General features: G+C 65.7%; 10 protein-coding genes. 3 read left to right on the top strand and 7 right to left on the bottom strand.

From position 1 onward, the window contains the following. Positions 1-165 precede the first annotated feature (165 nt). Positions 166-1,728 carry a dipeptidase gene (locus IFU00_15205; GenBank protein ID MBD8543630.1) on the bottom strand — a complete coding sequence of 521 codons (1,563 nt, stop codon included), beginning with the start codon at positions 1,726-1,728 and terminating at the stop codon, positions 166-168. A gap of 125 nt (positions 1,729-1,853) precedes the next feature. Here IFU00_15205 and IFU00_15200 point away from each other — a divergent pair, with 125 nt between their 5' ends. Beyond that, the gene (locus IFU00_15200) at positions 1,854-2,720 is read left to right on the top strand and encodes a pirin family protein (protein MBD8543629.1); all 867 of its coding nucleotides are present in this window, start codon (positions 1,854-1,856) and stop codon (positions 2,718-2,720) included. Here IFU00_15200 and IFU00_15195 read toward each other — a convergent pair. Beyond that, positions 2,706-3,089, bottom strand: a complete 384-nt coding sequence (locus IFU00_15195) for a hypothetical protein (protein MBD8543628.1) — start codon at positions 3,087-3,089, stop codon at positions 2,706-2,708. The genes IFU00_15200 and IFU00_15195 overlap by 15 nt on opposite strands. Before the next feature lie 261 nt (positions 3,090-3,350). Here IFU00_15195 and IFU00_15190 point away from each other — a divergent pair, with 261 nt between their 5' ends. Both IFU00_15190 and IFU00_15185 read left to right on the top strand, forming a co-directional pair. Beyond that, positions 3,351-4,376, top strand: coding sequence for an asparaginase (locus IFU00_15190; protein MBD8543627.1), 1,026 nt, complete (start codon positions 3,351-3,353; stop codon positions 4,374-4,376). A gap of 137 nt (positions 4,377-4,513) precedes the next feature. Then, positions 4,514-6,118, top strand: coding sequence for an MCP four helix bundle domain-containing protein (locus IFU00_15185; GenBank protein ID MBD8543626.1), 1,605 nt, complete (start codon positions 4,514-4,516; stop codon positions 6,116-6,118). A 15-nt stretch (positions 6,119-6,133) separates the two neighbouring features. Here the strand turns inward: IFU00_15185 and IFU00_15180 are convergent, their stop codons facing one another. The 5 genes from IFU00_15180 to IFU00_15160 form a co-directional block, all read right to left on the bottom strand. Next, positions 6,134-6,991 (bottom strand): hypothetical protein, encoded by an 858-nt coding sequence (locus tag IFU00_15180; protein ID MBD8543625.1) that lies wholly within the window; start codon positions 6,989-6,991, stop codon positions 6,134-6,136. 87 nt (positions 6,992-7,078) lie between these two features. Beyond that, positions 7,079-7,774 carry a fumarylacetoacetate hydrolase family protein gene (locus IFU00_15175; protein ID MBD8543624.1) on the bottom strand — a complete coding sequence of 232 codons (696 nt, stop codon included), beginning with the start codon at positions 7,772-7,774 and terminating at the stop codon, positions 7,079-7,081. A 70-nt stretch (positions 7,775-7,844) separates the two neighbouring features. After that, positions 7,845-10,688 carry a GAF domain-containing protein gene (locus IFU00_15170; GenBank protein MBD8543623.1) on the bottom strand — a complete coding sequence of 948 codons (2,844 nt, stop codon included), beginning with the start codon at positions 10,686-10,688 and terminating at the stop codon, positions 7,845-7,847. A 206-nt stretch (positions 10,689-10,894) separates the two neighbouring features. Further along, entirely contained in the window at positions 10,895-11,836 is a 942-nt protein-coding gene (locus tag IFU00_15165) for a LysR family transcriptional regulator (protein ID MBD8543622.1), read from the bottom strand. A gap of 4 nt (positions 11,837-11,840) precedes the next feature. Then, complete coding sequence (locus IFU00_15160) at positions 11,841-12,788, bottom strand: family 43 glycosylhydrolase (GenBank protein ID MBD8543621.1); 948 nt, start codon at positions 12,786-12,788, stop codon at positions 11,841-11,843. Between the last annotated feature and the right edge of the window lie 4 nt (positions 12,789-12,792).

The raw sequence follows: 12,792 nt of genomic DNA, 5'->3' as shown, positions 1-12,792 counted from the left end.
ATGATTCACAAGGGAGAGCACCCTTGCGGGCACTCCACGGCAGGGATATTGTAGTCCGGCGCCTACGTAAAAATTAGAAGTTTTTACACTACCTGGCAAGAAGCAGCCCTACAGGTCAGCCGTGGCAAGTTTCGGCATTCCTGCAGGGCTGCAGAGCGCGCTTGCTCAGCGCGCCAGCTCGACCAGCACGGACGTGTACATCTGCAGGTTCAGCAGCAACTGCTTGGTCGTGATGAATTCGTGCTCCGAATGCCCGGAATATTTCTGGCCCGGCATCGATGGCCCGAAGCTGACGGCATTCGGGAAGAGGCGCGAGTTGGTCCCGCCGCCGATGGCGACCGGCTTCGCATCCTTCATGCCGGTGAAATAGGCAAAGGTCGCCAGCAGCGTCGGTACCTGCGGCGCGTCGTTCAGCACCCACGGGTCGCGCACGCCGACCTTGATGTTGGTGAGCGGGACCTGGCGCGCCTGCCACTGGCTCAGTGCGGCGTTGATTTCATCAGTCAGCTGCGCGCCCGTCTTGCCTTGCGGGCGGCGCACATTGATCGCCACTTCGATGCCGTCGTCCAGCTGGCGAATCACGGTCGGCTTGAACGTGAGCGGGCCCATGAACTTGTCGCGGTAGGCGATGTTGCCGGCGCCGCTGCCAAATTTCTCGCCGTAGTAGCCCGTCCCCACCATCTCGTTGAGGTAGTTGACGACGCCGCCGGCGGTCGTATTGGCCCACGGCCGCACGGCCAGTGCATCGGCCAGCATGCTCACCGCGTTCACGCCTTCCTGCGGCTTGGACGAGTGGGCCGACAATCCCTTGGCGCGCACCGCCAGATCCTTGCCCTGCCACGTGTAGGTATAGGTCATGCCCTCGTGCTGCGCGCCGCGCGCGCGGATCTGGCCTTCGATCTGTGGCGTCGCATTGGCCACCAGCGCTTCGGCGTCTTCGGGAATCTGCGTGTTGAACGAACCGCCCCCGAACGCGGCGATGTAGGCATCGCCCTCCACGGGCGCCTGCGCGCCGGCCTTCGGCACCGTCACGGCCACGAGGCCGCCGCCCTTCTCCGCCGTCACCACCGGATACTCGGCGTCGAGCGTGATGCTCATCTGCGGCGGCACGTGCGTCTTGAGAAATTCGGTCAGCGGGCCCCAGTCGGATTCCTCGCCCATGTACACGTACAGTTCAATGCGCTTGGTGAGCGGAATCTGGCGGTCGCGGATCGTCTTCATCGCATACAGCGCGGTGGCGATCGGGCCCTTGTCGTCCTCGGCGCCGCGCGCGATCAGTCTGCCCGGCTCGCTCGTGCGGTCCAGCACGAACGGCGACTTCTTCCACTTGGTCGGGTCCACCGGCTGCACATCGCCATGCGTGACGATGCCGACGCGCTCTGTTCCCTTGCCCAGGCCGATGACGACCGTCCAGCCGTAATCGGTGTAGTCGAGCCCCATGCGTTCGGCTTCTGCCTTGAGCGTGGCCTTGAACGCAGCATGCACCGGGTTCTGGTCCGACGGGTAGCGCGGATCGGCCACCGTATTGAAGCTCACCAGTTTGGCCAGCGTGTCGATGACGTCGTTGCGGTAGGTGGCCACCGCATACTTGGCGGCGCTGACGGCGGCCTCGCTGGGCGCTGCAGCCGAGGTTGCAGTAGATGCGGCAGTAGATGCGGCAGCAGGTGCGGCAGCCAGGACAGTGGATGAAGCCAGCAACAGGCTGGCAATACAGGCGTTCTTGTACATACGGGGCCGATCTCCAAGGGTTGCAGACACGCAAACGCCCAGCATAGCGTCTTCTGCCACCGCTGTGAACGCGACAGCCACTTTCAGCGTATCGTTACGCATCCTGACTAAACGGCATCCACACCATGACTGACAAGACCTTCCTGCGCACCCACGCCGCGCTGCGCGACGACATCGGCGACCTGCTCACGCAGCGCCCCGTGCCCTCGCCCCAGCTCGACCAGATCGATCCGTTCCTGTTCCTGAATCATCATGGTCCGCAGACCTACGGTCCGCACAACCGCGGCCTGCCATTTGGTCCGCATCCGCACCGGGGTTTTGAGACCGTCACCTTCATCGTCGAAGGCATGCTGGCCCACCGCGACAGCGCAGGCCATGAAAGCGTGATCCATGCCGGCGGCATCCAGTGGATGACGGCCGGCAGCGGCATCGTGCATGCCGAAGTCTCGCCGCACGCGTTCCTCGAAACAGGCGGCCCGCTCGAGATCCTGCAGTTGTGGGTCAACCTGCCGGCGCGCCTGAAGATGACGGCGCCTGCCTATACCGGCGTGCAGCAGGACCGGATTCCGGCACTATCGCTCGACGATGGCAAGGTCACGCTGAACCTGATCGCGGGCGCGTGGGACGGCAGCACGGGCCCGGTGCAATCGCTGACCGGCGTGTTCATGAGCACGGTCGCGATGCAGGCCGGCGGGCGACTGCGCATCACCGGCCTGCAAGGTCGCAACGTGCTGCTGTATGTGGTGCGTGGACGCATCGGCGTGGGTCACCACGGCGATCTCGCCAACGCTTACCAACTGGTGGAGCTGAGCACGGAGGGCGACGCGCTCGAGATCGTCGCCGAGTCCGGCTCGCTGCTGCTGTTCGGGCATGCCGATCCGATCGGCGAACCGGTCGTCTCGCACGGGCCGTTCGTCATGAACACCCGCGATGAAATCGCGCAGGCGATCACCGACTACCAGGCCGGGCGCTTCGGCTCAACGCTGGCTTGACGCCAGCACCCGGCCGGCATCGTCCTTCAGGTGCACCGTGTGCGGGAACGGTCCGCCGTCAAAGCGCACGCTCATGTCCTTGCCGACCGCCTCGAAGCGGTCGCGGCCCACGTGGACGATTTCCTGCGGCCCGTCACCCAGGTCGGCGTACAGCTTGCGGCTCTTGCCCGTCACGTGCAGCGTGCGCCCGTCCTCGAGTTTATAGGCGCCCTGCATGCGCTTGTACATCAGCGGATCGATATAGACTTTCTTTGGCTGCGCAGCGTGCACGTTGACGACGTCGGGATTGGCTGCAGTCACTGGCTGGGCGGCGCTGGTCAGTGAAACGGCAGCGGCGGCGGCGAAGAAGGCGAGGAAGGAGAGGCGCATGATGGAAATTCCTTTCAGGTCGGTGGCGAAGAAGTCCGTGTCGCCAGCGCTGCGTTGCCTGACGATGAAGCCAGTCTAGCGAGCCGCAAAACCTGTTCAAGCACCAGGGGCATCAAGCGCCGGAAATGCGCGACGAAGTGCGCAATCGGCGGGGTGAACGGGAGGTGCATATATGAAAGCGCGCCTTATTTCAACTGTGTGTCTGCATTGCGTAGGTATGTCGTACAGTAGGGTTCCTCCAACGCCAATGTACCCTCTCCCATGCCAGTCATTCCCCTCGCCGCGACCACGCGCGGCTACCCCGACAGCGGTAACGTGATCGAGAACGTGCACCTTGGATCGGTCGCCGTCGTCGACACGCACGGCCGCCTGTTGTGGTCCGCCGGCGACCCGGATTACCCGACCTTCACGCGCTCGGCGCTCAAGCCGTTCCAGGCCCTGCCCTTCATCCTGGCCGACGGCCCGGCGCGCTTTGGCCTCTCCGGCGACGAAGTCGCGCTGCTGTGCGCGAGCCATTCGGGTGAAGACAAGCATCTCGACGGCGTCAGCTCGATCCTGAACAAGATCGGACTCGACCCCGGCCACCTCGAATGCGGCTGCGCGGTGCCGCTGCACTACGAGTTCACCGGCCAGAAGCCTCCGCAGGACGCGCACTGGACGCCGCTGCACCACAACTGTTCTGGCAAGCACAGCGGCTTTCTGGCCTGGTGCCGCCTGCACGATGCACCCACGGCGAACTACGTCGATCGCGCACACCCGCTGCAGCAGGCCGTGCGCAGCACGCTGGCCGACGCCATCGGCATGGCGCCCGAAGCCATGCCGGTTGGCCTGGACGGCTGTTCGGCCCCCAACTACGCGATGCCGCTCAGTCGCCTGGCGCACCTGTACGCGCGCCTCGCGCATGGCCCACAAGACCCGCAGTTGGGCGGCGCAATGGGCACGCTGCGCGACGCAATGATCGCCCGCCCCGATCTGGTCTCGGGCGAGGAGCGCACCGATCTGCACTGGATGACGGCAGGCGGCGGCGACTGGGTCACGAAGATCGGCGCCGACGCCGTGCAGGCGATCGGCATCCGCTCGGCCGGGATCGGCATCGCGATCAAGATCACCGATGGCAATGTGCGCGCGCTGCACCCGACCGTGTACGCGGTGCTCGACCAGTTGGGCCTGCTGAACGCAGCGCGGCGCGAGCTGCTCGAACGCTATCGCCAGCCTGTCATCAAGAATGCGCGCGGCGCCGTGGCCGGTGACATCCGTACGCTGTTCAAGCTGGCGCGTCAGGCATAAGCCAGATAACGCCGCATCCGGCTTGTGCGGCGTCATTACAACATCCTGTCTTCTTGCTATTTCATTTGAAGTTTAAAGGGTTGATACTTGCCGCAAGGCATTTCCTCGGCGCTCAATCCTTTCTTCAAAGTGATGACATCGTGTTAAAAAATCTCCGTATCGGCTCCCGCCTCACCCTTGGCTTTGCCACGATGCTCGTCCTGTCGCTGGCCGGCACCTCGTTCGCCCTCTACACCACGCGTTCCAGCGCCGAGGCGACCCAGCAGATGATGCAAAAGCCGCTGACCAAGGAACGCCTGGTCTCGGACTGGTATGTGCTGACCTATTCGGCCATCGCGCGCACCTCGCTGATCGCGCGCAGCACCGACAGCACCCTGTCGGCCGTGTTCGCCAAGCCGATCAAGGATAGCGTTGCCGATACCACGGTCATCCTCAAGAAAGTCGAAGCCCTGCTCGACTCGCCCGAAGAGAAAGCCACGCTGCAGGACATCCTGGGCCTGCGCAAGACCTACCAGAAGGCCAAGGAAACCGTGATGAACGCGCGCACGTCGGGTGACTCGGCCGCGGCAGAACAGGCCTATGAACAGGTATTCGCGCCAGCTGCTGCCGCCTATGGCGCCCGGGTCCAGAGCCTGCTGCAGATCCAGCGCAAGAGCATCGACCAGACGGCGCTGGCCATCGAGGCGGCAAACGAACGCAGCACGCAACTGGTGCTGCTGCTGGCCCTGCTGTCGACGGCGATCGGCGCCGTGGCGGCCGTGCTCGTCACGCGCAGCATCACCCGACCGCTGGACGCCGCGCTCGACGTGGCCGAAACGGTCGCCTCGGGCGACCTTGGCCACACATTCGCCAGCTATCCGAAAGACCAGGTCGGCGACCTGATGCGCGCGCTGGAAACGATGAACGGCTCGCTGGTGCGGGTGGTCTCGCAGGTCCAGCAAGGCACCAATGCCATCTCGACGGCGTCGAGCGAGATCGCCGCCGGCAACCTCGACCTGTCGGCGCGCACCGAGCAGCAGGCCAGCTCGCTCGAAGAGACGGCTGCTTCGATGGAAGAACTGACCGCCACCGTGCGCCAGAATGCCGACAATGCGGTGCAGGCCAACGGCCTGGCAAAAACGGCCTCGGATGTTGCGGCGCGTGGCGGCGCCATCGTCGGCCAGGTGGTCGACACGATGGGCTCGATCGACGCCTCGGCGCGCAAGATCGTCGACATCATCGGCGTGATCGACGGCATCGCCTTCCAGACCAATATCCTGGCCCTGAATGCCGCAGTGGAAGCGGCGCGCGCCGGCGAACAGGGGCGCGGCTTTGCGGTCGTGGCATCCGAAGTGCGCAACCTGGCGCAGCGCTCGGCCGGCGCGGCGCGCGAAATCAAGGGCCTGATCGGCGACTCGATGACGCAGGTGAATGCCGGCACGGCGCTCGTGCAACAGGCCGGCACCACGATGGACGACGTGGTGGCCAGCGTGGCACGGGTGACCGACATGATGTCCGAGATCACCACCGCCACGCAGGAGCAGCGCGTGGGCATCAACCAGGTCAACGAGGCGATCACGCAGATGGACCACGTGACGCAGCAGAACGCGGCGCTGGTCGAGCAGGCTGCCGCGGCGGCAGCGAGCATGCAGGAGCAGGCAGCGCAACTGGCGCAGGTGGCCGCCGCGTTCAAACTGGGCAAGAGCGGCGGGCAGATGCGCCCGCAACTGGCAGCGCGCGCGGTGCCGGCGCTGGCGGCCTAGGCGCCGGGAAGCCCTCTACGCCGCCAGCCGGCGCAGCATCGCGGCGATGGCGTCCAGCACCGCGTCATCGTCCCAGTAGGTGTTGTGCGCCAGCGGATTCCAGCTGCGCAGCAACAAGTCCCCCACCCCGCCGCCGGCATTGATCGCGCGGTCCTCGACCAGCGTGCGGTAGCCGGTTGACAGCGGCTGCAGCGGCCAGCCCAGCACGTCGTCGGGATCATAGAAGTTGATCCACTTGAACAGCGACGTCGGCGGCGCAATCGGGATGATGTGCATTTCCTGGTGCGCAGCCACAAAAATCGGGATATTGCAGCCGGTGGTGACCAGCCCGACGCAGGTGCCGCCGCCGATGAACGCCAGTTCGCTTGCTGTCAGCAGCCGGCCGAGCGTTGCACCGGCCCAGGCACCGATATCACGCCAAATACCCGCGCCGACCGGCTTGCCGGCGGCCGCCTTCTGCGCATCGTACAGATAGCTCGACAGCACCTGGCAGCCCAGCGAATGCGCGACGAACACGACCGGCATGCCGGGCCGCGCGGCGTGGGCCGACAGCAGCGCGCTGGCGATCTCGCCCTGGGCCTGCTCATAGACGGAGCCCGGATCTTCCTTGCGGTTTTCCAGCCCGGCGGCGTCGCCCAGGCCGTACAGGACGAATTTGCGCAGCGCGGCGTAGCGCACCTGGCCGGTGGCTGCGGTGCGATCCCAGACCAGGCGCTGGTTATCGTGCAGGATGCCCTGGTAGTAGACCGAGCGCATGACGACCTGGCTGGCGAGCGCATCGAGGCGGGTGCGCAGCCCCGCCATCAGGCCGTCGGCATAGTCGGGCAAGGTCTCGCCCATGCCATGCACGGCTATCAATGCAACTTGTGTCATTGCCACCTCCCCACGCGCGCCGATATCCCTAGCGTATCAAATTCCGCACGTGTTGAGGCAGAACAAAGATTCTGGAGAAGCTGACCCTCAGCGTGGCGCGATGGTCAGCTCGAACGTGTCGACGCCGTCGACGCCGCCGCGCACCTGGTCACCCGGCTGCAGGGCGCCGACACCGGACGGCGTGCCCGAATAAATCAGGTCGCCGGGCGCCAGCGTCACAAGGCGCGACAGCGACGCGATCACGTCCGCGATGGGCCAGATCATTTCATCGAGGTTGCCTTCCTGGCGCAGCGTGCCGTTCACTTCCAGCCAGATGCGCGCCTGGGCCGGATGCCCCACATCGCTGACCGGATGCAGTGGGCTGCACGGGGCCGACGCATCGAAGCCCTTGGCCATGTCCCATGGCCGGCCCGCGTCCTTCGCCACGGCCTGCAGGTCGCGCCGGGTCAGGTCCAGGCCCACGCCATAGCCCCACACCAGATCGAGCGCCTGCGCCGCGTCGATGTCCTTGCCGCCGGCTTTCAGCGCCACGACCAGTTCGATCTCGTGGTGCAGGTCATTCGTCGATGGCGGATACGGCACCGCGCCGCTGGCCGGTACGATGGCATCGGCCGGCTTGGTGAAGAAGAACGGTGGTTCGCGATTTGGGTCGCTGCCCATTTCGCGCGCGTGCGCTGCGTAGTTGCGGCCCACGCAGAACACGCGGCGCACCGGGAAGCGGGCGCTGGAACCGGCGACGGCCACGGACGCCGTGTCGGGTGCGGTGATGACGAATTCGGTCATGCTCATCCTTTCATTGACAGGAGCATCATCATACTCCCGCCATGAAAGGCGGCAAGACTACGGCGCAGACTCAGACCGATGCGGCCGTTGCCTCGGCCTGCGCCGCCTGCGCCGCGCTCGCATCCAGGATGCGCACGAGCGCCGTCATGTCGACCGGCTTGACCAGATGATGGACGAAGCCGGCCTCGAGCGCCCGTTCGCGGTCCTTCGCCTGGCCATAGCCGGTCACTGCCACCGGCACGGTGGCCGCCATGTCAGGCAGCGCGCGCAGGCTCGATGCCAGCTGGTAGCCGTCGATGTCGGGCAGGCCGATATCGATCAGCATCACGTCGGGATGCTCGACGCGCGCGCGGCGCAGGGCCGAGGCGGCGTCGTACTCGACGGCAGTGGCGTGGCCCTGCACCTGCAGCAGCGTGGCCAGGCTGTCGGCAGCGTCGGTGTTGTCGTCGACGATCAGCACGCGCAGCTGGCGGCCGAGCGCAGCGCGTACCGGGTCGGGCTCGGACGGCGGCGCAGCGTCGTCGTTACTGCCGGCGCCCGCGCTCACGCAGGGCAGGCAGAGCGTGAACGTGCTGCCGCAGCCGACGCCATCGCTGTGCGCGGTGACCTCGCCATCGTGCAGGTCGACCAGGCGCTTGACGAGCGTGAGGCCCAGTCCCAGCCCGCCCTGCGAGCGGGCCAGCGTGCGTGCGCCCTGCGTGAACAGGTCGAACACATTGGGCACCAGGTCGGGCGGCATGCCGGAACCGTTGTCGCGCACTTCGAGCATCATGCGTCCGTCGCCGGCCACCAGGCGCAGCGCCAGCGTGCCGGCCCTGGGTGTGTACTTGGCGGCATTGCCGACGATGTTGGCCACGCTCTGCACGAGGCGCGTCTGGTCGCCCCGCACATACACGGGCGTCTCGGGCAGCTGCACCGTCACGTGGTGCGCTTTTTCGAGCACCAGCGGGCGGGTCTGGTCGAGTGCCCCGTTCACGACATCGCGAAAATCGACCGTCGCCAGCTTGAGCTTGACCAGCCCGCGCGTAACGCGCGACACGTCGAGCAGGTCGTCGATCAGGCGGCTCATGTGCTTGACCTGGCGACTGATGATGGAGCTGGTCTGGCAGATGCGCGGTTCGTTCGCGAACTGCATGCTGAGCAAGCTGGCCGAGCTGCTGATCGGCGCGAGCGGATTGCGCAGCTCGTGCGCCAGCATGGCCAGGAACTCGTCCTTGGTATGGCTCAGGCGCTCGGCCTGCACGCGCGCCAGGCGTTCGCTCTGCAGCAGCGCATCGCGTTCGAGCGCCGACGTTTGCGCGATCTCGTACAGGTGCGCATTGTCCATCGCGACGGCAGCTTGCGCGGCGAGATTGGCAACCATGCGCTCGGTGCGTTCGGTGAACATGGCCGGCGCCGGGTGGCCGAGGAACAGGCCACCGAGCACCTTGCCCGATTGCGACACGACCGGCACCGCAAGATAGCTGCGTACGCGCAGCTGCGCCAGCGGCGTGCCGTCGGCCACCAGCGCAGCGTGCTGCGGATCGCAGGTGATGTCGTCGCTGCGCACCGGCGCCCCGCCTTCGATCAGCGGGCGGAAGATGGCCGCCGTCGGAGGCGCGAGCCGGTCGAACTGCTCGCGCGACGCGCCCGACAGCGCGTACAGACGCATCTGCTCATGCGCCGTGGTGGAGATCGGCGCGTTCACCGGATCGTGCAGCGGGTCGCCCCGGCCCGCCGGATTGCAGAAGAACGCGCCGAAGCGCGCGCCACTCAGTTCGGCGCCGGCATCGGTGATCGATTGGGCCAGCGTATCGAGGTCGAGCGTCGAGGCCAGCGCGCGCCCGGCGCGGTTGACCGTTTCGAGGATGCGGCTCTCGTCGCGCAGGCTTTCTTCGACGCGCGAGCGGCGCGCCACTTCACGCGTGTGGCGCGCCACGTCTTCGGCCAGGGCCACTTCTTGTTCGGTCCAGTGGCGCGCCATCGGTTCGTGCAGGTAGAACACGGCGCACAGGCGCCCTTCCTCGATAATCGGCACCATCACGAGCGCGCGCGCGCCAATGGCGTCGTAGGCTGCGGCATGCGGCGCACTGCGTTCATCGGCATCGACGTCGTCGATGCGCACGCTGCGCCCCTGGCGCAGCTTGGCATTGACCACCGGACCGAACGCGTCAAGGGGATACGACCTGCCGGCCAGGCTGGCCATCCGGCCATCGGTCCAGTCACGGTCGATGCTGACGGTGCGGCCAAGGACGTCGACTTCGCCGTAGCCCACGCGCGCCACGCCCAGCGTCTGCCCGGTCATGGCGCTCGTCGCGCGCATGATGTGGGCGGCGTCATCGAGGCCGTCGAGCGCTTCGCCGAGCTTCTGATGGAAGGCATGACGGTAATCGGACAGCACGTCGGATGTCGTTTCGGTGAGTACGCAATAGACACCGGCCACCTGCCCTGCATGGCGCACGGGCGACAGGGACACGCAGAAAAAGCGCCGTTCGCGCTTGCCGTTGCGCTCGAATTCCATCAGCGCGTGCTGGAGCTGGGCCGATTCGCCAGCCAGGACTTCGTCGAAATACGGCCTCATGCGCTCCCACAACTCGGGACGCACACTGGCATACGGCGCGCCGCGCGCCCCCGGGTGCTTGTCGCCCAGCAGGTCGGAATAAGCGTCGTTGTAGAACAGGCGCAGCTCGCGCCCGATTGCCAGAAACATGGGAAAACGCGACGCCTGGATGAGGTCGGCGATGGCGCGCAGGCCTTCGGGCCAGGCATCCGGATGCAAGTATGCGAGCCCGGCCAGCGCACGCTCGGTGGATGCGGGTGGAGGGGCAAATGCTGCAGGAGAAGACGCAAACAGCGCCGACGGCGCAGCCAGAACTGGTGCAGGCGCATCCAGTACGGTGGGGTCGCCGGACAGCGTGGAACTGCCGCCGACCATCGGCATGAAGCCGCTCAGATTACTCATCAGGAATACCCAGTGTGGTTCTTGCAAGGCTGGCGAGCTCGATACCCTGAAACATCTGATCCTGCCCTGCTGCAGCGCCGCCAATATATTCTTGTTGGAGCGATTATAGCGAGCAAGCAAACGGGACCGCGCCCGTTACACCGGAGGTGTCGAGCGAGCGTGGCGGGGATGCCACAAGCCTAGTAAATCTCTGCAGCAGCCGCCCGCACGGCGCCCAGCAGCAACTCGGCGCCCGGAGACAGCAGGTGATCCTGCTGCCGGATGATGCCAAACGCATCCATCTTGCAGGGCAAATCGATCGGCAAGATCCGCATCACGTTCAGCGACGCATAATATTGCGCGACTTCCTGCGGCATCACGTGCAATGCGTCGGTTTGCTGCAACAGCGCGGTGACCAGCAACAGCGCTGTCGTATCGACGACGTTCACCGGCGGCTGCAGACCGGCGCGCAGGAACATCATGTCGAAGCGATGGCGCAGGATGCTGCCCGGTGGCGGCAGAATCCAGGGCCGACCGACCAGTTCCTCGAGCGTCAGGTTCTTACTCTCCAACAAAGGATGATCGGGTCGCACGACCGCGCAGGCCGGCTCTTCGGTCAGTTCTTCGTAGATCAGCCCGGTGGAATCTTCTTTCTCGAGGATGCGCCCGATCATGAAGTCGAGCGTGCCATGCTTGAGCTTATCGAGCAGCACATTGCTCGACTCGAGCTGCACACCGATGCGCAGCAGCGGCGCCTGCTCCTTGATGCGGGCAATGGCGCGCGGCAGCAGCGCCATTGCCGGCGTCATGATCACGCCCACCTCGACCTGCCCCGCCAGGCCGGCCTTGAGCGCGACGATGTCATCGTGCGCCAGCGCCAGGCTGGTCAGGGCCATGCGGGCGTGGCGGATCATCGTTTCGCCGTAGATCGTCGGCTCCATCCCGCGCGGCAGCCGTTCGAACAGGCGCACGTCGAGCATCTCTTCCAGATCCTTGACCTGTTTCGATGCCGCCGGCTGCGTCATGTGCAGTTCTTCGGCCGCCCGGTGAATGTTGCGGTAATCATCCAGCGCAATCAGCAGCAGCAACTGGCGCGTTTTCAGGCGCGCCTTCAAAAACCAGTTGGGGTTGGTCGTCTCCATCAGATCACGTGCAGCCCGGCGATGGATTGGCGGCAGGGCCGGCGGTCGTTTGCGCGACCGGCAGGATCTTGCCGTCCGGCGCGTAGTGCAACTCCTCGACCGCGACCGAGCGGCGGAATTCGCCCCCCGTGGGCAGCTTGCCGTTATGGTAAAAAATGTACGACTTGCCGTTGAAGTCGACGATCGCCTGGTGGATGGTCTTCACATTCGTGTTCTTTTCCATGATGACGCCATCCATCGACCACGGCCCATGCACGCCCGGGCCGCGCATGGCCACGGTTTCTTCAGGAAAGTGGCGCGAGTAAGTCAGATAATACGTGCCCTTGTACTTGTGGACATAGGCCGCCTCGACGAAATTGTCCAGGCCGGTGGTCTGGATCGGGCCGTCAAACTCGATCATGTTCGGCTTGAGCTTCACGTACTTCATGACCGTATTGCCCCAGTACAGGTAAGCCTGGCCATCGTCGTCGATGAACACGGCCGGGTCAATATCATCCCACAGGATCTGCGTCTGCTTCGTCATGTCGTTCGTCACGAGGGCCCGGCCCAGTGCATCGACGAACGGGCCGGTCGGGCTGTCCGACACCGCCACGCCGATCGCCTTGCCGGGAATCGTCGCATGGTCGACCGTCGAATAGAAATAATACTTGTCGCCGCGCCGGACGATGTCCGAGGCCCAGGCATCGCGCCCGGCCCATTTGAAGGTGGAATAACGCAGCGGCGAGCCGTGGTCCGTCCAGCGCTGCATGTCGCAGCTCGAGTAGACGCGCCATTCGTTCATGACGTAATCCTTGCCGCCCGCCGGTGCGTCATCCTTGCCGACGTACAGGTACACGCGGCCCTTGTCGACCAGCGCGGCCGGGTCGGCCGTGAAGATGTCCCGGACGATCGGGTTGGCGGCTTGCGCGCAGGCGCTCGCGCACAGCAGCGCGGCGAACATGGTGTGCTTCATGGTG

Origin of the sequence: Oxalobacteraceae sp. CFBP 8761, from assembly GCA_014841595.1 — a bacterium.
In the GTDB taxonomy this organism is placed as follows: domain Bacteria; phylum Pseudomonadota; class Gammaproteobacteria; order Burkholderiales; family Burkholderiaceae_D; genus Telluria.
This window is presented reverse-complemented; position numbering and strand designations above follow the sequence as displayed.